The sequence below is a fragment of the Vogesella indigofera genome (assembly GCF_003633895.1).
GTDB lineage: Bacteria > Pseudomonadota > Gammaproteobacteria > Burkholderiales > Chromobacteriaceae > Vogesella > Vogesella indigofera.
Genome location: NZ_RBID01000015.1, coordinates 121,168 through 143,274, shown reverse-complemented (window position 1 = coordinate 143,274; position 22,107 = coordinate 121,168). Strand labels below are relative to the sequence as shown.

Annotated in this window: 21 protein-coding genes; 15 read left to right on the top strand and 6 right to left on the bottom strand. The window is 66.8% G+C overall.

The features are described from left to right. The first annotated feature begins 464 nt into the window (after positions 1-464). The 9 genes from C8E02_RS10675 to C8E02_RS10635 all read left to right on the top strand — a co-directional run bounded on the left by C8E02_RS10675 (position 465) and on the right by C8E02_RS10635 (position 8,734). On the top strand, positions 465-791 hold the full coding sequence (locus tag C8E02_RS10675; protein ID WP_047965593.1) for a c-type cytochrome: 327 nt from the start codon (positions 465-467) through the stop codon (positions 789-791). A gap of 15 nt (positions 792-806) precedes the next feature. Continuing rightward, positions 807-1,325, top strand: coding sequence for a hypothetical protein (locus C8E02_RS10670; RefSeq protein WP_147424484.1), 519 nt, complete (start codon positions 807-809; stop codon positions 1,323-1,325). 13 nt (positions 1,326-1,338) lie between these two features. Next, on the top strand, positions 1,339-2,889 hold the full coding sequence (locus C8E02_RS10665; protein ID WP_120810766.1) for an FAD-binding oxidoreductase: 1,551 nt from the start codon (positions 1,339-1,341) through the stop codon (positions 2,887-2,889). 15 nt (positions 2,890-2,904) lie between these two features. Beyond that, positions 2,905-4,377, top strand: coding sequence for an aldehyde dehydrogenase family protein (locus C8E02_RS10660; protein ID WP_120810765.1), 1,473 nt, complete (start codon positions 2,905-2,907; stop codon positions 4,375-4,377). A gap of 59 nt (positions 4,378-4,436) precedes the next feature. Next, a complete protein-coding gene (locus C8E02_RS10655; protein WP_120810930.1) occupies positions 4,437-4,745 on the top strand; it encodes a high-potential iron-sulfur protein in 309 nt (102 codons plus the stop codon). A 61-nt stretch (positions 4,746-4,806) separates the two neighbouring features. After that, a complete protein-coding gene (gene tatA, locus C8E02_RS10650) occupies positions 4,807-4,983 on the top strand; it encodes a Sec-independent protein translocase subunit TatA (protein WP_120810764.1) in 177 nt (58 codons plus the stop codon). A 62-nt stretch (positions 4,984-5,045) separates the two neighbouring features. After that, positions 5,046-6,497 (top strand): aldehyde dehydrogenase, encoded by a 1,452-nt coding sequence (locus tag C8E02_RS10645; RefSeq protein ID WP_120810763.1) that lies wholly within the window; start codon positions 5,046-5,048, stop codon positions 6,495-6,497. 339 nt (positions 6,498-6,836) lie between these two features. Continuing rightward, positions 6,837-7,733, top strand: coding sequence for a SphA family protein (locus C8E02_RS10640; protein WP_120810762.1), 897 nt, complete (start codon positions 6,837-6,839; stop codon positions 7,731-7,733). Between the two features lie 98 nt (positions 7,734-7,831). Further along, complete coding sequence (locus tag C8E02_RS10635) at positions 7,832-8,734, top strand: helix-turn-helix domain-containing protein (protein ID WP_120810761.1); 903 nt, start codon at positions 7,832-7,834, stop codon at positions 8,732-8,734. Between the two features lies 1 nt (position 8,735). Here the strand turns inward: C8E02_RS10635 and C8E02_RS10630 are convergent, their stop codons facing one another. Next, a complete protein-coding gene (locus C8E02_RS10630; RefSeq protein WP_120810760.1) occupies positions 8,736-9,659 on the bottom strand; it encodes a helix-turn-helix domain-containing protein in 924 nt (307 codons plus the stop codon). A 159-nt stretch (positions 9,660-9,818) separates the two neighbouring features. Here C8E02_RS10630 and C8E02_RS10625 point away from each other — a divergent pair, with 159 nt between their 5' ends. Genes C8E02_RS10625 through C8E02_RS10605 form a run of 5 tightly spaced genes read left to right on the top strand, consistent with a single transcriptional unit; the run spans position 9,819 to position 15,124 of the window. Continuing rightward, positions 9,819-11,816 (top strand): TonB-dependent receptor domain-containing protein, encoded by a 1,998-nt coding sequence (locus C8E02_RS10625; protein ID WP_170152142.1) that lies wholly within the window; start codon positions 9,819-9,821, stop codon positions 11,814-11,816. Positions 11,817-11,872: 56 nt separating this feature from the next. Then, positions 11,873-12,982, top strand: a complete 1,110-nt coding sequence (locus tag C8E02_RS10620; RefSeq protein WP_211329220.1) for an ABC transporter substrate-binding protein — start codon at positions 11,873-11,875, stop codon at positions 12,980-12,982. Further along, positions 12,979-14,049: a FecCD family ABC transporter permease gene (locus C8E02_RS10615; RefSeq protein ID WP_120810758.1), complete on the top strand. Its 1,071-nt coding sequence runs from the start codon at positions 12,979-12,981 to the stop codon at positions 14,047-14,049. The genes C8E02_RS10620 and C8E02_RS10615 overlap by 4 nt, the downstream gene beginning before the upstream one ends. Then, positions 14,046-14,843: an ABC transporter ATP-binding protein gene (locus C8E02_RS10610; RefSeq protein WP_120810757.1), complete on the top strand. Its 798-nt coding sequence runs from the start codon at positions 14,046-14,048 to the stop codon at positions 14,841-14,843. The genes C8E02_RS10615 and C8E02_RS10610 overlap by 4 nt, the downstream gene beginning before the upstream one ends. Further along, positions 14,840-15,124: a DUF2218 domain-containing protein gene (locus C8E02_RS10605; protein WP_120810756.1), complete on the top strand. Its 285-nt coding sequence runs from the start codon at positions 14,840-14,842 to the stop codon at positions 15,122-15,124. The genes C8E02_RS10610 and C8E02_RS10605 overlap by 4 nt, the downstream gene beginning before the upstream one ends. Before the next feature lie 150 nt (positions 15,125-15,274). On the opposite strand, the gene C8E02_RS10600 is transcribed toward C8E02_RS10605, so the two are convergent. The 5 genes from C8E02_RS10600 to C8E02_RS10580 form a co-directional block, all read right to left on the bottom strand. Further along, positions 15,275-16,288: a Gfo/Idh/MocA family oxidoreductase gene (locus C8E02_RS10600; RefSeq protein WP_211329219.1), complete on the bottom strand. Its 1,014-nt coding sequence runs from the start codon at positions 16,286-16,288 to the stop codon at positions 15,275-15,277. Between the two features lie 144 nt (positions 16,289-16,432). Further along, the gene (iolG, locus tag C8E02_RS10595; RefSeq protein WP_120810754.1) at positions 16,433-17,419 is read right to left on the bottom strand and encodes an inositol 2-dehydrogenase; all 987 of its coding nucleotides are present in this window, start codon (positions 17,417-17,419) and stop codon (positions 16,433-16,435) included. Positions 17,420-17,884: 465 nt separating this feature from the next. Further along, on the bottom strand, positions 17,885-18,898 hold the full coding sequence (iolG, locus tag C8E02_RS10590) for a bifunctional inositol 2-dehydrogenase/D-chiro-inositol 1-dehydrogenase (protein ID WP_120810753.1): 1,014 nt from the start codon (positions 18,896-18,898) through the stop codon (positions 17,885-17,887). 89 nt (positions 18,899-18,987) lie between these two features. Then, positions 18,988-19,806 (bottom strand): TIM barrel protein, encoded by an 819-nt coding sequence (locus C8E02_RS10585; protein ID WP_120810752.1) that lies wholly within the window; start codon positions 19,804-19,806, stop codon positions 18,988-18,990. A gap of 82 nt (positions 19,807-19,888) precedes the next feature. Continuing rightward, on the bottom strand, positions 19,889-20,788 hold the full coding sequence (locus C8E02_RS10580) for a sugar phosphate isomerase/epimerase family protein (RefSeq protein ID WP_120810751.1): 900 nt from the start codon (positions 20,786-20,788) through the stop codon (positions 19,889-19,891). Positions 20,789-21,041: 253 nt separating this feature from the next. Here C8E02_RS10580 and C8E02_RS10575 point away from each other — a divergent pair, with 253 nt between their 5' ends. Then, positions 21,042-22,094, top strand: coding sequence for a LacI family DNA-binding transcriptional regulator (locus C8E02_RS10575; RefSeq protein WP_170152141.1), 1,053 nt, complete (start codon positions 21,042-21,044; stop codon positions 22,092-22,094). Positions 22,095-22,107: the final 13 nt, after the last annotated feature.

Here is a 22,107-nt window from a genome sequence, read left to right as displayed (position 1 = left end):
GCAGGAAACCGCCGCCGCAAGCCGTCGTCGGGTGGTGGCGGCAGCGCCGGGTTTTCGGTGCGACGGTTCAGCTGGAGCGGCTGCCGGATCCGCGTTCGCTGGCGGCACGGTCAATGCCATCGCGAAAAATCGTTTTTTATGTCAGTCACTTAGCTGGTTTCACCTTTTTGTAATCCAAAAACTACATTTCCCAAAAAAGTGCCATAAATACCCAAAAAACGATATTGAGAGGCTGCGGCTTCAACTATAGAGTTTTGGCACCACTACCAGATTGATCTTGCAACAACATTGCATCAGGTCAAGAGAAAGCCCGGTTTTGGTTGGCAAGCGGTTTCACCCCGTCATCAAGCAGGCAACAACAGTTCCGCCGTGGCCATGCCCGGCGCCGCGCCGTCATCAAGGTGACTGCGCGCGCCGCGCGGCGACGGCAAGCGGGTGAAGTGCGGACACACACAAGGAGAAAAATGGTGAGTAACGGGAACAGGATCAGCACGCGGGCGCTGCCGGGTGTGCTGCTGGCAGCCTTGCTGGCGGTGCCGGCGATGAGTGCCAGCGCCGAAGGCACGGCCGAGATCTCCAGAGGCCAGCAGTACTACGAAAAAATCTGTGCCAAGTGCCACGAGGCCGGCATCGGCCCGGTGCTGCTCGGCCGCGGCCTGCCGGAGGTGATCTTCACCACCATCCCGCGCAGCGGCCTGCGCGCGATGCCGGCATTCCGGGTGTCGGACATCGACGACGCCACCTTGCAGAGTCTGGCGAAATACCTCGCCAACTCCAAGCCAAAACCGTAAGCGGGAGGAGCAGGCATGACTACTGATCGTCGCACTTTGCTCAAGGGCCTGGCCGCCGTCGGCCTCGCCTTCAGCGGTGGCTCGCTGGCGCAGGCCGCCACCGTGCTGCCCTCCGGCAAAACCCTGGCCGCCAACGCCACGCTGCCGCTGACCGCGGTGGTGTCCGGCAGCGCGCTGGACAGCCAGTTTCTGGCCGGCGTCGCCGCCGCCGCGCAGCAGCACGGCATGCAGCAGCAGCCGGCGCTGCGCCTGAACGGGCTGGACGGCACCTTGCTGAACCACATTCACGCACTGGCACAGGATGCGCAGCCGGCGATGCTGGTCGGGCTGGTGGATGACGCCACCGCCACCGTGTTGCTGGACCTGGTGCGCTCATCCGGCGGCCGCGTGCTGTCGCAACAGCCGCAGCGGCTGGGCAGCGACGCCGCCCAGCTGGCCGCGCTGGGTCATGGCCTGGTGGCCAGCCCGGAGCGTGTGTTGCCGGCGTCCAACCCGCAGGGCACCGCCTGCGTTTCCTTCTGCTGCGTGATCTGAACGGAGTTATCTCATGGCTAGTAAATATCTTGCCCTGCCCAAGGGCGTCAGCGAGGCCCGTTTCGACGCGGCCATCAAGAAGTTCACCGCCGCACTGGGCAAAGACAATGTGCTGACTTCCGGCGAACACCTGCAGCCCTACACCAAGGTGATGATGGCGGTGGAAACCGAGAAACACATCCCGTCCGCCATCGTGATGGCCACCACCGTGGAGCAGGTGCAGGCGGTGGTGAAAATTTGCAACGAGTACAAGATCCCGGTGTGGACCATCTCCACCGGCCGCAACTTCGGTTACGGCTCGGCGGCGCCGGTGGAACGCGGCCAGATCGTGCTCGACCTGCGCAAGATGAACAAGATCATCCACATCGACCCCGAGCTGTGCACCGCGCTGGTGGAGCCGGGCGTCACCTACCAGCAGCTGTACGACTACATCGAGGACAACAAGCTGCCGCTGATGCTGTCGTTCTCGGCGCCGTCGGCCATCGCCGGCCCGGTCGGCAACACCATGGACCGCGGCGTCGGTTACACCCCGTACGGCGAGCACTTCCTGATGCAGTGCGGCATGGAAGTGGTGCTGGCCAACGGCGACGTGTACCGCACCGGCATGGGCGGCGTGAAGGGCGACAAGGCGTGGCAGGTGTTCAAGTGGGGTTACGGCCCGACGCTGGACGGCATGTTCACCCAGTCCAACTACGGCATCTGTACCAAGATGGGCTTCTGGCTGATGCCCAAGCCGCCGGTGTTCAAGCCGTTCGAGATCAAGTTCGACAACGAGGCCGACATCAGCGAGATCGTGGAAATGCTGCGCCCGCTGCGTATCGCACAGATCATCCCCAACGCGGTGGTGATCGCCGGCACGCTGTGGGAAGCGGCCACCTGCAATACCCGCCGTTCCGACTACATCACCACCCCAGGCCACACCCCGGATCACATCGTCAAACAGATCCAGAAGGACAAGCACCTCGGCGCCTGGAACGTGTACGCCGCGCTGTACGGCTCGCCGGAGCAGGTGGAGGTGAACTGGAAGATCGTCACCGAGACCATCAGGAAGGCCGGCAAGGGCCGCATCGTGACCCAGGAAGAGGCCGGTGACACCCAGCCGTTCAAGTACCGCGCGCAGCTGATGTCCGGCGTGCCCAACCTGCAGGAATTCGGCCTCTACAACTGGCGCGGCGGCGGCGGCTCGATGTGGTTCGCCCCGGTCAGCCAGGCGCGCGGCAGCGAGTGCGACAAGCAGGTGAAGCTGGCCAAGACCATCCTCAACAAGCACGGCCTCGACTACGTCGGCGAATTCATCGTCGGCTGGCGCGACATGCACCACGTGATCGACGTGCTGTTCGACCGCAGCAGCGAAGAAGAAACCAAGCGCGCCAATGCCTGCTTTGCCGAGCTGCTGGACGAGTTCGAGAAGGAAGGCTACGCCGTGTACCGCGTCAACACCGCGTTCCAGGAACGGGTGGCCAACAGCTACGGCCCGGTGAAACGCAAGCTGGAAAAAACCATCAAGCGCGCGCTGGACCCGAACGGCATTCTGGCACCGGGCAAGTCCGGCATCCGCATCTAAGGCAGGAAACTAGCGATGACAACGAAACAAGCATACGACGGCTTCGAACTGCAGCCGATCGCCGGCCAGTGGCGCCGAGGTGGTTCCAGCCAGCAGCTGACCGATACCAACCCGTACTCCGGCGACACCCTGCTGCAGCTGCAGCTGGCCAGCCGCGACGACGTGGACGCGGCCTACGCCGCCGCCGCCACGGCGCAGCAGGAGTGGGCCGCCCGTCTGCCGGAAGAACGTGCAGCGGTGCTGAACCGCGTGGTGGAAATCATGCTGGCGCGCGCCGAGGAGATCCAGGACTGGATCGTGCGCGAATCCGGCAGCTCGCGGCTGAAAGCCATCATCGAATGGGACAGCGCACGGCGCATCACCCAGGAATCCGCCACCTTCTGCAACCGCGTGGAAGGCCGCATCCTGGCCTCGGCCATCCCCAACCAGGAAAGCCGTGTCTACCGCGCCCCGCTGGGCGTGGTGGGCGTAATCAGCCCGTGGAATTTCCCGTATCACCTTACCGCCCGCTCCATCGCCCCGGCGCTGGCGCTGGGCAACGCGGTGGTGGTGAAGCCGGCCAGCGATACGCCGGTGACCGGCGGCCTGCTGCTGGCCAAGATCTACGAGGAAGCCGGCCTGCCGGCCGGACTGTTCAGCGTGGTGGCCGGCGCCGGCAGCGAGATCGGCGATCATTTCGTCGCGCATCCGGTGCCGAGCCTGATCTCGTTCACCGGTTCCACCGAGGTGGGCCGCAACGTTGGCCGCATCGCGACCGGCGGCCAGCACATCAAGCGCGTGGCGCTGGAGCTGGGCGGCAACGCGCCGCTGGTGGTGCTGGACGACGCCGACATCGAGCAGGCGGCGCAGGCGGCGGTGGTCGGCCGCTTCCTGCACCAGGGCCAGATCTGCATGAGCACCAACCGCGTGATCGTCGACGCCAAGGTGCACGATGCCTTCGTGGCCGCGCTGAAGGCGCGCGTCGAGCAGCTGCCGTACGGCGACCCGGCCGATGCGGCCAACATCGTCGGCCCGCTGATCAACGGCAAACAGCTGGACAGCGTGCTGACCAAGATCGAGCAGGCGAAAAAGGACGGCGCCACGCTGCTGGTCGGCGGCGCGCCGCAAGGCAACGTGTTGCCGCCGCACCTGTTCGTGGACGTCGATCCGAGCTGGTCCATCGCCGTGGACGAGACCTTCGGCCCGGTGCTGCCGGTGATCAAGGCCCGCGATGAGGCGCACGCGCTGGCGCTGGCCAATGCCAGCGAGTACGGCCTGTCCGCCGCGGTGTTCACCCGCGACTACGCCCGCGGCCTGCACTTTGCCCGCGGCATCCGCAGCGGCATGTGCCACATCAACGACATCACCGTCGACGACCAGACCAACGCGCCGTTCGGCGGCGAGAAGAACTCCGGTCTTGGCCGCTTCAACGGCGAATGGGCGATCGAGGAGTTCACCCGCGCGCAGTGGGTGACGCTGCAGTTCCAGCCGCGCCCGTACCCGTTCTGATCCTTTTCATCTTGCCGTACGCCGGCGGCCAGGCCGCCGGCGCATCTAAGGAGCAAACCATGCAATCACGTCGCAGTTTTCTGATCAACAGCGTAGGGGTCGTGTCCGCGCTGGCCGTGGCCCGCGGCGCGCTGGCCGCCGCCCCGAAAGTGGACGCGAAAGACCCGACCGCGGTGGCGCTGGGCTACGTCGCCGACGCCGGCAAGGTCGACAAGGCCAAGCAGCCGAAATATGTCGCCGGCCAGGCCTGTAGCAACTGCCAGTTCTACCAGGGCAAGGCCAGCGACGCCTTCGCGCCCTGTCCGATGCTGGCCGGCAAGCAGGTGGCCGGCAAGGGCTGGTGCAACGTCTACGTCAAGAAGGCCTGATCGTTAATCGCCGGGCCAGGGTTGGCCGCAGGCCGGCCGTGGCAACGGCAAGGAGAGCGCAATGGGTTCATTCAGCCTGTGGCACTGGTTGATCGTGCTGGCGGTGGTGCTGCTGGTGTTCGGCACCAGGAAACTGCGCCATGTCGGCGCCGATCTGGGCGGTGCGGTACGCGGCTTCAAGCAGGGCATGCAGGGCGAGGGCGAGCCGCCCGCAAGCGATGCCACGCCGAAAAGCTAGTTGCCGGCCGGCGCGCGCCGGCATACAAACGCAGCATGACCCATCACCCTGCGGAGAGCGCCATGCTGCACGCCCAGCTGTTCATCAATAACCAGGATGTCGCCTCGTCTGACGGCGCCACCTTCGACTGTCTCAACCCGGTCAATGGCGAGGTCGCCACCGTGGCGGCGGCGGCGAGCGTGGACAGCGCGCTGGCGGCGGTGAATGCCGCCACGGTGGCGTTCGGCGCCTGGGCGGCGATGCTGCCGCAACAGCGGCGGGCGCTGCTGGATCGCGCCGCCGACCTGATCGTGGCGCGCAGTGCCGATTTCAGTGCCGCGATGACGGCGGAAACCGGCGCCACCGCGGCGTGGGGCAGCTTCAACTGCCAGCTGGCGGCCAACATCTTCCGCGAGGCGGCGGCGCTGGTGACGCAGATCCAGGGCGAGCTGCCGCCGTCCAGCCGTGCCGGCGCCATCGAGATGGTGCTGCGCCAGCCGGCGGGCGTGGTGCTGGCCTTCGCGCCGTGGAATGCGCCGGTGCTGCTGGCGGCGCGGGCGGTGGCGATGCCGCTGGCCTGTGGCAACACCGTGGTGCTCAAAGGCTCCGAGCTGTGCCCGTACACCCACCGCCTGCTGGGCGAGGTGCTGGCCGAGGCCGGGCTGCCGCCGGGCGTGCTCAACGTGGTGCTGAATGCGCCGGCCGACGCGGCCAACGTGGTCGAGGCGCTGATCCGCCATCCGGCGGTGCGGCGGGTGAACTTCACCGGCTCCACCCGGGTTGGCCGCAGCATCGCCGAGATCGCCGCGCGCTACCTGAAGCGCTGCCTGCTGGAGCTGGGTGGCAAGGCGCCGTTCGTGGTGCTGGACGACGCCGATCTGGACGAGGCGGTGAAGGCGGCGGCGTTTGGCGCCTTCTTCAACCAGGGCCAGATCTGCATGTCGACCGAGCGCATCATTGTCGATCGCAAGGTGGCGGACGAATTCGTGCAACGTCTGGCCGACAAGGCGCTGAGCCTGAAAGCCGGGCTGCCGGACGAGCCAGGCTGCGCGCTGGGGCCGATGATCAGCGCCGGTGCCGCCGAGCGCATCACGGTGCTGGTGCAGGACGCGGTCGGCAAGGGCGCCGAACTGGTGACCGGCGGCCACGCGCGCGGCAGCGTGATGGCGGCGACGGTGGTCGACCACGTGACCGCGGCGATGCGGCTGTACGGCGAGGAGTCGTTCGGCCCGGTGGTGGCGGTGCTGCGCTTTGACGACGTGGAGGAGGCGATCTCGCTGGCCAACGACTCCGAGTACGGGCTGTCGGCGGCGGTGTTCGGCGGCGACGTGCTGCGCGCGCTGGAAGTCGCCCGCCGCATCGAGTCCGGCATCTGCCACATCAACGGCCCGACGGTGCTGGACCAGGCGCAGATTCCGTTCGGCGGGGTGAAGGACAGCGGTTACGGCCGTTTTGGCGGCCGAGCCGCGATCGACGAATTTACCGAGTTGCGCTGGATCAGCATCCAGCGCGGCGCGCAGCAGTACCCGATCTGAGAAGCTGTTTTACGATCTCGCGCGCTCACGCGAGACAAGGCAACAACGACTGAGGAAGCGGCGTCTAGCTGGATAAAAACAAGCATGCCGAAGGCGCTTTTAACGCCGTATCGCCCCATTGGGATCAGTCGCAGCAGATCGTAAACAGGTTCTGGCCGTATCTGGCCGCGGCCTACCCGGTCGTAGCCGGCCAAGCGCCGCGCCCCCATCCGGATGCGCGGCGTGCGGCCAACCTTTGCAGCGGGACGCTGCGCTGCCCGTCCCGCTTGCCTAGTCGTGCAGGCAGCGCTTTTTCACACCCATTGTTAATGACATATAAATAAAACGGAGAGATTTATCATGCAACAATCCAGAGCGCTCACCACCCTCGTCACCGCAGGCGTCTTGCTGTCGCTGGCATCCGCCGGCTGGGCGACCGAGGGCGGCGGCGGCATGTACCCCAACGGCAACGAGAACTACCTGACCGGCGCCTTGCCGCCGCCCGGCTTCTACGTGCTGGGCTACGCCTCTAGCTACAGTGCCGACTCGCTGCGCGACAACAACGGCGACAAGCTACCAGTGGACTTCAAGCTGCGGGTCAACGCGGTGGCGCCGCGCTTCATCTGGGTGAGCGACCTGCCGCTGGCCGGCGGCCAGCTGGCGATGCACGCCATCACCCCGCTGGTAGAGGTCGACGCCACGGTCAATGGCCAGTCGCAGCGCAAGCGCGAGCTGGGCGACATCGTGCTCGGTGGCGGCGCCGCCTATCACGTCAGCGACAAGCTGCACTACTACGCGGGCCTGGACATCAACGCGCCTACCGGCCAGTTCGACAAGAACGATCTGGTCAACGTTGGCCGCAACTACTGGAACGTGGAGCCGCTGCTGGCGGTGAGCTACGTGCAGCCTAGCGGCATCAACGCCGACGTGAAGCTGATGTACGACTACAACTGGAAGAACAAGGACACCGACTACCGCAGCGGCCAGGAAGTGCACGCCGACTACGCGCTGGGCTGGGGCTTCGGCAATGGCTGGGTGGCCGGTGTGGGCGGCTACGCCTATCGCCAGGTCACCGACGATACCGGGCCGAACGTGGCGGCGCACGGCAACCGTGGCAAGGCGTTCGCCATCGGGCCGTCGATCAAGTACGACAACGGCAAGGGCTACTTCGTCACCGCCAAGTGGCAGCGTGAAAGCGGCGTGGCCAACCGTGCCCGTGGTTCCGAGTTCAAGCTGCGCATGACGCTGCCGTTCTAAGCCGGCACCCACGATGTCCGCCACTGCGCCGCCATGTTCTGCATGGCGGCGCAGTGCCGTTATCATGTGTCTTTGTCCACCCTCGTCGCGGCCTGCCCATGACCCCCGTCGCCCAGCGCATCAATGCCCACGCCGCCGCCCACCGTATCGACACCACGCTCGATACCCGCCGCTACGCGCTGGCCAATGGCCGCCACGACACCGCGCGCGCGGCGATCCTGCTGTTGAGCGGCAGCGCCAGCCTCAGCCTGGACAAGGACTGCATCGAGCTGGCGGCGCCGGCGCTGGCCTGGGTCAACGTGCCGCCGCAAAGCCATCTGCGCGTCAGCGCCGGCAGCGCCGGCTACCTGTTGTCGTTGTCGGACGTGCTGGTGAAGGAGGCGGCGGGGCAGGGTGCGGAATCGGTGCCGCTGCGCTATCTGGCCGATCGCCGCGTCGTGCAGAACCGCCTCGACGCCGCCGAGGCGGTGCAGGAGATGGCCGCCTCGTTCCGCAGCATCGAGCGCGAGCTGAAGCTGGGCGGCAAGGCGTCGTGGAGCTATCTCACCGCCCATCTCTCGCTGATCCTGATCCACTGCTGGCGCCTGTCCGGGCTGGAGGATGTCAGCCAGCAGGGGCACAGCACCAATTCGACGCTGCTGATGCGCTTCCGCCACCTGGCCGAGCTGCACCTGCGCGAACACTGGAAGATCGCCCGCTACGCCGCCGAACTGGGCATCTCCCACGACCGCCTGCACGACATCTGCGTGCGCACCCTCAAACGCACGCCGCTGGAGCTGCTGCACGACCGCCTCACCCACGAGGCCTGCCTGCGGCTGGTGCGCTCCGGGCTGACCATCGAACAGGTCGCCGCCGATCTCGGCTTTCGCAGCACCACCCACTTCAGTCGCTTCTTCCGCCTGCGCACCGGGCTGACCCCGGCGCGCTACCGGCTGGAAGCCAAGCAGCAACTCAGCCGCCACGAGGCGCTGGCGATCCGCAACTACGCCGACTGGCCGTGAGCTAGCGGCGCAGGTTGCGCGGGCAGACGCCGTACTGGCGGCGGAAGGCGGTGGCAAAGTTGGCCGGGCTGCCGTAGCTGGCCAGTAGCGCGGCCTCGGTGACGCTGGCGCCCTGCAGCAGTAGCTGGTGCGCGCGTGCCAGCCGCTGCCGGCGCAGGTAGTCAAAAATGCTGCAACCGTGCACGGCGCGGAACTGCCGTTGCAGCGTGGTCGGGTTGCTGCCCAGCTCCCGCGCCATCTCCGCCAGCGACCAGGTGTCGGCGCTGCCGCTGTCCAGCAGTTGCTGCAGCCTTTCCACACGCCGGCGTTCTGCCGGTTTCAGTGCGCAGCTTGGCCTGTCCCCTTGCAATTGTCCCAGCGCCTCCATCAGCAGCTCCACGGCGTGGCACTCCTGATACAGGCGCTGCAGGTGCGGCGGCCGCTGTGCCGGGTGCAGCAGTTGCCCGGCCAGGCGCCCCAGCGCGGCGCCGACCTGCAGCGGGCGCACCGCCAGATGCTGCCGGCACAGGCCGAGGGTGCTGCCGCGGTCGCTGAGGTTGTCGAAACCGCCTTCCTCGAACCATTGCCGGTTGACCGCGATCACCACCTGGCGCTGCTGCATCGGCTGCGGGATGTCGCGCTGCAGCTGTTCGGTTTCGGCGATCGACAGCAGCACTCCCTGTGGCTGGCGGCTGGCATTCAGCCGCAGCGGCTGCTTGCCGAAGCGCGCTTCCAGCGTGCCCTCCAGCATCAGGATCAGCCGCAGGCCGGGCTCGGCGCTGCTCTCGGTATGCATCGCCTGCAGGATGTCGATGTGGGTGCAGTGCAGCGACAGCCCGGGGCGCAGGGTTTCGCTGACAAAGTGGCCGCGCACCGCCGGCGGCACCGTGTGGTGAGTGGCGCTGGGTTGCTGGCTGGCGGCAAGGGGGCTGCGCCCGGTGTTCATGGTGGGAGTCCTGTCGATTGTCCGTGGCGCAAAGCTTTTATTTTGGCAAGCAAAGGACGCGGCGGGGGAGATGTGGAAAAATTATAGTTGAGAATGATTATTGATAACAAGCCGGCTGCTGCCATATCGCCGGCATTTCTTGCACAGGACTGCTTTGCCATGACTCACACTCTTCCCCCGCCGTTCCGGCTGCCCCTGCTCAGTGTCATGTTGCTTGTCGGCTGGAGCAGTGCCGCACTCGCCGAAGACGGCGTCAGCCAGCTGCCCACCGTGGTGGTGAGCGCCAAAACGCCGACGCTGGACAAGACCATCCGCCAGGACGAGCTGGCCGACAGCCAGGCGCGCGACCTCAGCGACATCTACCGCAAGGACAGCGAGATCAGCGTCGGCGGTGGCGGTAATGCGATTGCGCAGAAGGTGTACATCCGCGGCATGGAAGAGTCGATGCTGAACCTCAGCGTCGACGGCGCGCAGATCAACGGCAAGGTCTATCACCACCAGAGTGCGCTGGTGATCGATCCGCAGCTGCTGAAAACGGTGGAAGTGGAGAAGGGCACCGCCGCGGCCAGCGCCGGTCCGGGCGCGCTGGGCGGCGCCATCCGCCTGGAAACCATCGACGCGCGCGACATGCTGCGCGACGGCCGCGATTTTGCGATGGCGCTGACCGGCGGCTGGTCCAGTAACAAGGGCTGGCGCAGCATGGCCACCGTGGCCGGGCAGCTGGACGAACGTTTTGACGGCCTGGTGTCGGGCAGCCTGCTGGAAACGCAGAACTACAAGAGCGGTGATGGCCAGCTGATCGACAACTCGGCGACCGAGCAGCAGAACCTGCTGGCCAAGTTCGGTTTCACGCTGTCGCCGGAGCATCGCCTCAGCGCCTCCTACCAGCACAGCAACGACGAGGGTATCCGCAACGCGCGCGCCAACATGATGCCGGTATTCGCCAATCCGCAGCTGCCCAACGACCCGATCCCGCAGCGCCTGACACGGGACACCGCCACGCTGCGCTACCAGGGTGGCAAGCTGGGCGTGGTCGACAAGGTCGATGCCACCGTCTACCAGTCGGTGGTGGAGTCGGAGCGCACCAACAAGGTTGGCCGCACCTATGGCGAGGAGATCACCACCACCGGCATGGATGTCGGCCTGCGCAGCTATCTGGGCGCGCACGTGCTGAAGTACGGCCTGAACTGGCGCGAGGAAGACACCGCGGCGCGCAACATTGCCAATCCTTACGGCCTGACCGGCAGTGGCACCGAGAGCCTGGGCGTCATGGGCGGCTATGTCGAAAGCCTGCTTGATTTTGATCCGGTCACCGTATCGGCTGGCGTGCGCTTTGACGACTACGAGTACACCGACAATCACCGGCAGCGCTACAACAGCAGCGGCTTCAGCCCCAGTGCCGGTATCAGCTGGCAGGTGCTGGACAGCCTGAAGCTGAGCGCCGGCCACTCGCGCGCGCTGCGCGGGGTCGGCCCGAAAGAGGCGTTCATGCTCGATATCGCGCGCTGGAAAAACGCCAGCGACATCGATCCGGAAAAGGCCAGCAACAGCGAGCTGGGTTTCCGTTTCGACCGGGGCGGTCTCAGCCTGTCGGGTAATGTCTACCAGCAGGACATCAAGAACTTCATCACCTCGATGGCTTGCGCCGGGGCGCCGGCCGGCTGCCGCGACAATGCCGGCGACGCGCGCATCAAGGGTTACGAGCTGGGCGCCGAATACCGCAGCGGCGCGCTGACCACCGGGCTGTCGGTGGCGCACAGCAAGCCGCGCCTCAACGACAAGCCGTTCTACGATGGTGATCTGGGGCTGGGTTCCAGCAGCGGGCGCACCTGGGTGCTGCACGCCAGCTACGACTTGCCGGCCTACAACATGGACTTCGGCTGGAGCGGTCGTTTCGTCGAATCGCTGGCCTACCGTCCGGTCGGCGCCGCTGTCGGCGTCAGCCGCACCAAGCAGGGCTACGGCGTCCACGATATCTATATCAACTGGCGGCCGCTGCATAAGGACACGCTGACCCTCAACCTGGCGGTGAAGAACCTGCTCAACAAGCACTACTACGATCACACCACCTACGCCTACCAGGTCTACCAGCAGCGCGTGCTGGGCTACCCGGAAGCCGGCCGTGACGTGCGCCTGCAGGCCACCTACCGCTACTGATCCTTCCACCAACCCCACGCCCCGGCCCATGCCGGGGCCAGGCTATTGGAGCTGCAATGAATTATCTGAAAGGGATGGCCCTCGCGCTGGGGCTGACGCTGTCCACGCTGACGCTGGCGGCCAGCGTCACCGATCTGGCTGGCCGCCAGGTGACGCTGCCGGCCAAGGTTGGCCGCATCATCCTCGGCGAGGGGCGCATGCTGACCACCCTCGCCATTCTGGAGAAACAGCAACTGCCGCAGCGGGTGGTCGGCATGCTCGGCGATTTCGAGCAGCTGGACCCGGCCGGCTACGCACAGTACCGCCAGCGCTTCCCGGCGCTGGACAAGGTGGTGCGCCTGGGCAAGACCAGCGCCGCCACCTTCAGCGCGGAACAGGCCATCGCGCTGAAGCCTGACCTGGCGATTTTCAGCCTCAGCGGCCACGGCCCCGACGTCAACGACCATGTCACGCTGAAGCGGCTGCAGGCGGCCGGCATTACCGTGCTCTATGTCGACTTTACCCGCGACCCGCTGCTGCACACGGTGCGCAGTGTCGAGGTGCTGGGCCAGGCGCTGGGCCGCCAGCAGGAGGCGGCCGAGTTCATCGCCTTTTACCAGGCCGAGATGGACAAGGTACGCCAGCGCCTGAAACTGACGCGCCGCCAGCCGACGGTGTTCCTCGAAAGCCGCGTCGGGCTGAGCCGCGAATGCTGCGAAACCATGACCCACGGCATGATCGGCCGGCTGCTGGACGCCGCCGGCGGACACAATATCGCCGGCAAGCTGGTGCCGGGCATGCACGGCACCGCCAACCTGGAATTCCTGCTCAAGGCGCAGCCGGAGGTCTATATCGGCACCGCCATCGGCAATCCGGCCAGCGTGGCGCGGGGTGTGCCCACCATCGCGCTGGGTAGCGGCATTGATGCCGCCACCGCCCGCGCCAGCCTGCGCAAGGTGCTGGGTCGCCCCGGCTTCCCGCAGCTGAAGGCGGTGGCCGGCAAGCGCGCTTTCGCCATCTGGCACCACTACAACTACTCCGCTCAGAACATCATCGGCCTGCAGGCGATGGCGAAATGGCTGTACCCGCAGGAAATGGCCGACCTGCAGCCGGAAGATACCCTCCGGCGTTTCTACCAGCGCTTCCAGCCGGTCGCGCTCAACGGCACCTACTGGACGCAGCTATGAGCACGACACTTGCCCTTGCCCTGGATGCGCCGCTGTCGCTGGCGCAACGCTACCACCGTGCCAACCTGCGCCGCGCCGCGGTATTGCTGCTGCTGGGGGCCGCGCTGTGCCTGAGCCTGCTGTGGGACATTGGCACCGGCCCGTCCGGCTTACCGCTGCGCGACATCGTGCAGGGGCTGCTGGCCCCGGAATCGCTGGAGATTGCCGACCGGGTGATCCTGTTCGATGTGCGCCTGCCGTACACCTGCATGGCGCTGGTGGTCGGCGCCGCGCTGGGCCTTGCCGGCGCACAGATGCAGACGGTGCTCAACAACCCGCTGGCCAGCCCGTTCACACTGGGGCTGGCGGCGGCCGCCACGCTGGGTGCCGCGATGGCCATCGTGTTCGTGCCGGTGCTGCCGTGGCTGCCGGTCGAGCTGCTGACCCCGCTGTGCGCCTTTTTGATGGCGCTGCTGTCCACCGGGCTGATCCTGTTGCTGCTGCGCTGGCACGGCGGCGGCAGCCACTCGCTGGTGCTGTTCGGTATCGCGCTGATGTTCGCGCTGGAGGCGCTGGTGTCGCTGATGCACTTTCTGGCCGACAGCAATGCGCTGGAGCAGATCGTGTTCTGGAGCATGGGCAGCCTGGGGCGGGCAAGCTGGCCCAACGTGCTGCTGGTGGCGGTCACCCTGCTGCTGTGCTTTGGCCTGGCGATGCGCCGCGCCTGGGCGCTGACCCTGCTACGCAGCGGCGAGGCGCAGGCGGAAAGCCTGGGCGTGGACGTGGCGCGCGTGCGCCGTGCCTGCCTGGTGGAAGTCAGCCTGCTGACCGCGGTGGCGCTGTGCTTTGTCGGCACCATCGGCTTTGTCGGCCTGGTCGGGCCGCACATCGCCCGCTTGCTGGTGGGCGAGCAGCATCGCTACTTCCTGCCGGCCAGTACGCTGTGCGGCGCGCTGATGCTGTCGCTGGCCTCCATTGCCAGCAAGTCGCTGATCCCGGGGCTGATCGTGCCCATCGGCATCGTCACCGCGCTGGTCGGGGTGCCGGCCTTCATGCTGCTGATTCTGGGACGGAGGGCCGCCGCATGAGCCTGCAGATCACCGCACTCAGCGTGCAGCGCCAGCGACGCTGCATCGTCGAGGATGTCAGCCTGGCCACGCCGCTGGCCGCCGGCAGCCTCACCGCGCTGGTCGGCCCCAACGGCGCCGGCAAGTCCACCCTGATCCATGCGCTGGCCGGCCTGCTGCCATCCAGCGGGCAGCTGCTGCTGGACGAGGTGCCGCTGTCCGCACTGCCGCTGCGCCAGCGCAGCCGGCAGGTGGCGCTGCTGCCGCAAAGCCTGCCGCAGAGCGTGGGGCTGTCGCCTTACGAATTGTTGCTGGGCGGGCTGCTGGCCAACGGCGTCGGCCGGCGCGAGGCGGAAACGCGCATCGATGCCGTGCTCCGCCGGCTGGGGCTGCTGACGCTGGCCATGCAGCGGCTGGACACCCTGTCCGGCGGCCAGCGCCAGATGGTGGCACTGGCGCAGGTGCTGGCGCGCCAGCCACGGCTGTTGCTGCTGGACGAGCCGACCAGCGCGCTGGACCTGCGCTGGCAGCTGGCGGTGCTGGGCGCCGTCGGGGAGGACGTGCGCCAGCGCAGCGCGATCGGCGTGATCGCGCTGCACGACCTCAACCTCGCGCTGCGCGCCTGCGACCGGGTGCTGGTACTGGCCGGCGGCCGCCTGCAGGCGGATGGCGCGCCGGACGCGGTGCTGGACGCGGCACTGCTGCGGCGGGTGTATGGCATCTCCGCCCGTATCGAACCCTGCTCGCAAGGGAGAGCGCAGCTGATCGTCGACCAGCTGCTACCTGAAACCCACCTGGAGGCATTACCGTCATGATTCACTACCACGCATTGGTGGCCACGCCGCACGCCGGCACCTATCTGTTCAAACTGTGCAAGCACTTTGCCCGCAAGGTGCCGGTGGAATTCGACGCGCAGCGCGGGCAGGTCTGTTTCCCTTACGGCAACTGCGTGCTGGAAAGCGACGCGGCCGGGCTGCGCCTGCGCAGCAGCGGGGAAAGCCTGGCACAGGTGCAACAGGTGATGGCGGTGCTGGACAGCCATCTGGCGCTGATTACGCGGCAGGCGCCACTGCAGATCGTGTGGCAGCCGGACTGAGGCCGCTGCGGCGGCGTGGTGCTTGCCGCGTCGCCGTCTGGCGGCACCGTCTGGCGTCGCGGCCTGCATGAACGGCGCCAGGCGCTGCCGCAGCAAACAGAAAACGCCCGCCGGGATCAATGCCGGCGGGCGTCTTGCGTGCTGGCGTGCTTACAGGCTGACCGCCTCGCCGCTGCGGAACGCCAGGGTGATGGCGAGGCCGATGCGGGTGGCCTCGCGCGCGTCGGCCAGCGTCACCGGCGACGGGCGGTTGTCGCGGATGGTGTCGACGAATACCTGCGCCTCGGTGACGAAGGCGTCGGCAAAGCGCTGGTAGAAGTCCTGCACGCACTCGTTGCGCACGCCGTGCGCGTCGCTGATCTCCACCCGGTTGGCGCGCGGGTTGGCACCCACGCTCAGACGGCCTTCGCTGGCGAAGATCTCGGTCAGCGTCTCGTGGCCGTGCGCCTGGGTGCGCGAGGCGTAGAAGCAGGCCAGCTGGCCGCCCTCGAACTCGCACATCGCCACGCCGTTGTCCACGTCCTGATGCTCGGCCAGCGCCGGATGCAGCGCATTGGTGCCGGTGGCCCACACCCGTTTGGGCTTGGGGTTGCCCAGCAGCCAGCGCGCGAGGTCGATGTCGTGGATGCTGCAATCCATGAAGATGCCGCCGCTGCTGGCGGAGAAGCGCACGAAGAAGCCGCTCTCGTCGTTGCGGTCGCAGGTCTGCGAGCGCAGCAGGTAGGGGCGGCCGACGCTGCCGGCGGCCAGTTTGGCGGCGGCGTCGCGGTAGCTGGCGTCGAAGCGGCGCACGAAGCCGATCATCACCTTCAGCTGCGGGTGACGCGCGGCTTCCTCTTCCACCGCCAGGCAGTCTTCCACGTTCAGTGCCAGCGGCTTTTCGCAGAACACGTGCTTGCCGGCCTTCAGCGCGGCGATGATCTGCGCGGCGTGCAGCGAGGTGGGGGTGACCAGGAACACGGCGTCGACGTCCGCATTGGCCAGCACCTCGGCGTAGTCGGCATACAGAGTCACGCCGGGCAGGGCGGTGGCGGCCCAGTCGCGCTCCTCGGCGACCGGGCTGCAGGCGGCAACGAGCTGCGCGCCGTGGGTTTGTTGCAGGTTGGCCGCATGGCGGCGGCCAAGACGGCCGAGGCCGACGATGGCGATACGTACTGTAGTCACGGGTCTGTCCTTATGCATGGGGCGCCAGCCCTGCTTGCGCCAAGCGCGGCGCTGCCGTTCCTATCGTCCATGAGCGGCGATGCAGGCCGCTGTCACGCGACAGCTCCGGGTTTGGCTGAGCTTGCAAGCAGGTATGGCAATGATTTACAGGGCGATGACGCGGCCTTCCTGCCACGAGCGGGTGGCGGCGTCGGCCAGTTCCAGCGCCTTCACGCCGTCCTCTACCGTGGTGCGCGGCGTCTCGCCCTGGGTAATGACGCGGAAGAAGTGCGCCATCTCGCCGGCGTAGGCGGCCTGGTAGCGTTCCAGGAAGAAGTGTTCCGGCAGGTCGGTGGCCACCTGCTTGCTGCCAAAGGCGGTGACTTCGGTCGGGCGGTGGTTGCCGGCCTGCAGCATGCCGAGGCTGCCCTGCACCTCGAAGCGCTGGTCGTAGCCGTAGGCGGCGCGGCGGGTGGTGTTGATCTGGCACAGGCGGCCGCTCCTGGTGCGCAGGGTCACTGCGGTGCAGTCGGCGTCGCCGGCGTCGGCAATGGCCGGGTCGGTCAGCACGCTGGCGCTGGCGTGCACGCTCACCACTTCGTCGGCCAGGATCCAGCGGCAGATGTCGAAGTCGTGGATCAGCATGTCCTTGAAGATGCCGCCGGAGCGCTTGATGTAGTCCACCGGCGGGGCGCCCGGGTCGCGGCTGGTGACGATCAGCATTTCCGGGCTGCCGATTTCGCCGGCGTCGATGCGTGCCTTGACTGAGGCAAAGGTCGGGTCGTAGCGGCGCTGGAAGCCGATCAGGCACGGCACCTTGGCCTCAGCCACCGCGGCGGCGCAGTCGCGGGCACGGGCGAGGTCCAGATCGACCGGTTTTTCGCAGAAGATGGCCTTGCCGGCGGCGGCGGCGCGCAGGATCAGTTCGGCATGGGTGTCGGTGCTGCTGGCGATGATGACGGCGCCGACGTTGCTGTCGTTCAGCGCGGTGTCGGTGTCGGTGACGCTGGCGCCGTATTGTTCGGCCAGCGCGGCGGCGGACGGCGCGTGGGTGTCCACCACGTATTTCAGGCGCACGCCTTGGTGCGCAAACAGGTTGGCCGCGTGAATCTTGCCGATACGGCCAGCGCCGAACAAAGCTACGTCGATCATGGTGGTCTCCGGGGTTGTCGAGCCGCTAATAAAACCCCTGATCCTGCGTTGCGCCGCCTTGCCGTACTTAGTTGTACTGTCTGCGGCGGCGCGCCTTGACTCAGGTGCTTTATTAGCGGCTCTGGCCATGCGCAGACCATTCTGCGCTGACACCCTGACGGGCGGGCCTGTGTTGTCAGCGCAGTATATATTTAGAAATTAATTTCTCAAATACTAATTTAATAGAAAATTTTGACCAGCTGTTTATTGTACCTGTCACGCAACAGCGCGCCGGCTGCCGTCACCCTGACAGGGATCGTGCGGCAGCCGGCGGCTGTTAATACCTTGGCTGGCTCACGATCTTGCGAGCTAAGGCGAGACAAGGCGAAAGCGGCTGAGGAAGCGGAATTGACATGAAGTCAATGAGCATTTCGAAGACACTTTCAACGCCGTATCGCCGACGCACCGCAGATCGTGAACTGATGCTTAGCGCGGGTAGAACACCGGACGTTCACCCATGCTGATGGCCTCGACCTGATGCGTTTCCTGCGCCTTCACGCAGGCATCGGCGGCCACGGCGGCGGCGTAGCCGTCCCAGGCCGACGGGCCGGTCAGCGCGCCGTCGCGGATGCCGTTGATGAAGCCCTGCAGCTCCACGTCGTAGGCGTCGATGAAGCGCTGTTTCCAGTCGGTGAGGATGGTGGTGCCCAGCCGCGCTTCGCTGCGCAGCAGCACGCTGGCCGGCTCCGGCAGGTTGGCCACGCCGCTTTCACCGACCACCGAGCACTGGATGTCGTAGCCGTACTGGCAGTTGACGAAGATTTCCACGTCGATGCGCACGCCGCGGGTGGTTTCCAGCAGCACGATCTGCGGGTCGGCCAGGTGCGAGCTGGCGTGGCTGCTCTTGCGCGGGAACACCACCTGGGCGGACACGTAGTCGTCGTCCAGCAGCCAGCGCAGCACGTCCAGCTCGTGGATCAGGGTGTCGGTGATCGCCATCGGCGTGGTGTAGCTGTCGCCCACGCTCGGGTTGCGGTGCGCGCAGTGCAGCATCAGCGGCGCGCCGATCTTGCCGCTGGTAATCACGTCTTTCAGCGCGCGGTAGCCGGCGTCGTACGGACGCATGAAGCCGACCTGCACCAGGCGCTTGCCGTGGGCGATTTCGGCGTCCACGATGCGGCGGCCGCCTTCGGCGGTCACCGCCAGCGGCTTCTCGCAGAACACCGGCTTGCCCTTGGCAATGGCGGCCAGCACGAATTCCTCGTGCGTCGGGCCCCAGGAGGTGACCAGCAGCGCCTGTACCGCCGGGTCGGCCACCAGCGCGTGGGCATCGGTGTGCACGATGGCGTCCAGCTGGTAGCGCGCCACGGTGTCGCGCGCCTGTTGTGGATTGATGTCGTTGACCGCCACCACGCGGGCGCCGGACAGCGCCTGGGTGATTCTGCGGATGTGGTCCTGGCCGATGGCACCGGTGCCGATGACGCCGATTTGCAGTGTCATGATCTGTTCTCTCTATGTGGTTGCTGCTGTTGTTGCTGTCGGGTCAAGGTTGGCCGCATGGCTTGCGGCCAACCTTGTGGTGTTGCGGCTCAGGTCAGCGAGTGGCGGATGTAGTCCATGCTGCTGCGCAGCAGCGCTTCGCTGTCGCTGGCTTCCATGATCTCGGCGGCAAACGGCTCGAACGACACTACGCCGTCGTAGCCGCGCTGCAGCAGGATGGCCAGCTGGCGCAGGTTGCCCAGGCGGTCGGCATCGCCGACCAGCACGCGGTGGCCGTCACGCATCTGGTTGTCGGCCAGCTCGGTCGATTCCACGCCGGAGATGTGCACCAGACCGGTCAGCTCCGGGTAGAAGATGTCCTCGCCGGACAGGTGGTGGTGGAAGGTGTCGTGCACCAGCTGGTAGTGGCGTTCGCCGGCGGCATCGAAAATCGCCTTCACCGCGTCGGACTTGCGGCGCAGCGAGCATTCCTCGAAGCCCAGCGGCTCCACCAGGCCGGTAATGCCGTGGTCGTCGAGGATAGGTCGCAGCTGCTTCAGCGCGCCGACCAGATCGCTGTAGCGCTCGCTGGCGCTGCGCTTGTCTTCCCAGCTGTTCAGCGGGCACATCACCAGCGCCTCGGCGCCGCAGTCGCGGGCGTAGGCCGCCAGCTTCACTGCACGGGCCTGCAGGTCGGCATCGAACACGTCGAACGGGTACAGCGCGTTGATGGAGCGGATGCGGATGTTGGCGGCCTGCGCGGCGTCGCGGATGGCGGCCGGGTCGGTGCCGTCGCTGATTTCCACGCCGTTCAGGTCGTTGCGGATCTCGATAGTGGCTACGCCCAGGCGCTGGCACATGGCCAGGTAGTCCTGGAACGACAGGCGCGGTGCGCTGATGCGGTTGATGGCAAAGTCGATGCGGCTCATGTTCGGTGTCTCCGGTTGTTTGTTCTGGGTAAAGCGGGGCCGACCCCGTGGCGGCACGGGGAGGCGAATTCGTGGCGCCGGGTTAACGGGCGTACTTGTTCAGGTAGCGCTGGATCTCGCCGCGCATGAAGCGCGAGGACTCGTCGGCGCGTTCTTCCCACGCGAACACGCAGGACGACAGCACGCCGTCGAAGCCGGTGTCGGCCAGGGTGGCGAAGAACACGTCCCAGTCGATCTCGCCCTGGCCGATGTCCAGGTGCTGGTGCACGCGGATGTGGCTGGAGCCGGGCGGGTTGACGATGTAGCGCAGCTGCGAGCTGGCCTTGTGGTTGAAGGTGTCGGCCACGCGCACGTGCGCCAGCAGCGGCGCGGCGTCGCGCAGCATGGCGGCCATGTCGTCGCCGTAGTAGAAGGTGTGCGGTGCGATGTAGGACAGCTTGACCTTGTCCGAGCCGAGCACGCGCACGATGTCCAGCGCCGGAGCCAGGGTTTCCACCCAGTCTTCCGGGTGCGGCTCCACCGACAGGGTGATGCCCTCGCGTTCGAAGATCGGCAGCAGCTCTTCCATCGAGCGCCACCAGGCCGCCTCGCACATCTCGCGGGTATTGGCGCCGGCACCCTGGCCGACGGAGCGCTCCGGCGAGGCGCCACGGCCGAATTCGGAGATCATCAGCTGGCAGCCCATTTCCACCGACACTTCGATGGCTTTCTTCCAGCACTTCATTGCCCACTGCCGCTCGTCCTCGAACGGGCTGGCCCAGCGGTACATCGGCTGCAGGGTGGCAAGGCCGACGCCATGCTCGCGCAGCGCGCGCTTGAACTCGGCGATGCGCTGCTTGTGGGCGCGCGGCATCACCCACCAGTCGAGGAAGTCGGCGCGCGGTGACAGCTCGATCTGGTCGTAGCCCAGCTCGGCGGTTTTCTTCACCAGCTCGGGCAGGCTGAGGTGGCGGTGCATGTAGGGGTCGAGTGCAATTTTCATGATGATCTCCTCCGGTTTTTAGTGTTGGCCGCACCCTGTGTCTGGGGCTGGTGTTGGCTAAATCTAGAGGCCGTCAACAGAAATGGCAGCACTGTTGTTGACGATAAATCATCAAAATGGGCGCTGGCCCGGATAAGCCGCAGGCGCATCCGGAGCCGGTTTGTCCGTAACATGGAAAAAGTGTTGGTCGCCCGTGCCGGAGGGCATGCGGCCAACGTTGCATCACGCCACCTCCATCACCAGGGAAGCACGCATGGATACACCTCTCCGTCGCAAGAAAAGCGCGCGTTTTGTCGAAATCGCCGCGTTGGCTGGCGTCAGCGTCGCCACCGTGGACCGGGTGCTGAACGAACGCGGCAGCGTGTCGGCGCGGGCGCGGGCGCAGGTGGTGGCCGCCGCGCGGCAGCTGGGGGTGCCGCGGCTGTTGCCGGAAACGCGGCACGGGCTGATCCACATCGACATCGTGCTGCCGGACAACCGCTCGCCGTTCTTCCAGCGCCTCAATCTGGCGCTGCAGCGCGGGGTGGCGATGCTGGACAAGCGGCTGGTGGTGCACCGGCTGTGGACGCCGGACCAGGACGAGGCGGCGTTGCTGCGCGCCATCACCCAGCGCCGCCACCAGCGCCAGGCGCTGATCGTGGCGGCGCCGGATACGCCGGCGGTGCGAGCCGCATTGCAGCAGGCGCGCGGGCGCGGCGAACATATTGCCATGGTGGTGACGCGGGTGGACGAGGTGCCGGGCGCGGCTTACGTCGGCATCGACAACTACGCCGCCGGCCGCACCGCCGGCTATCTGCTGGGACGGCTGTGCCGCAAGGTTGGCCGCATCCTGCTGCTGAGTAGCCGCCGCGACTACCGTGGCCACATCGAGCGCAGCCGCGGTTGCCGCGAGGTGCTGGCGGCGCAGTTTCCGGAGCTGGAGTGCGATGCGCGCAGCAGCGAAACCCACGACGACCCGGACAAGTGCTACTGGGCGGTGAGTCAGGCCTTCCAGCGCGGCGACGTGATCGCCGGCATCTACAATACCGGGGCCGGTTCGCCCGGCATCGAGGCGGCGCTGCGCCGCTTTGCGCTGGACAAGGTGTGCTGGGTGACGCACGAGATTTCCGACGATCACCGGCTGTACATGCAGCAGGGGCTGCTGGACGTGGTGATCGACCAGGACCCGGACACGCAGGCGATCCGCGCGCTGCAGCATGTGCTGGCGGCACTGGAGATGGCGCCGGCGGATGCTGCGGCGTCGGCGGCGGGCGAGTTCCGGCTGTATCTGCCGGAGAACATGGGGCAGCAGCCGTATCTGGGCTGATGGCTGACACAGG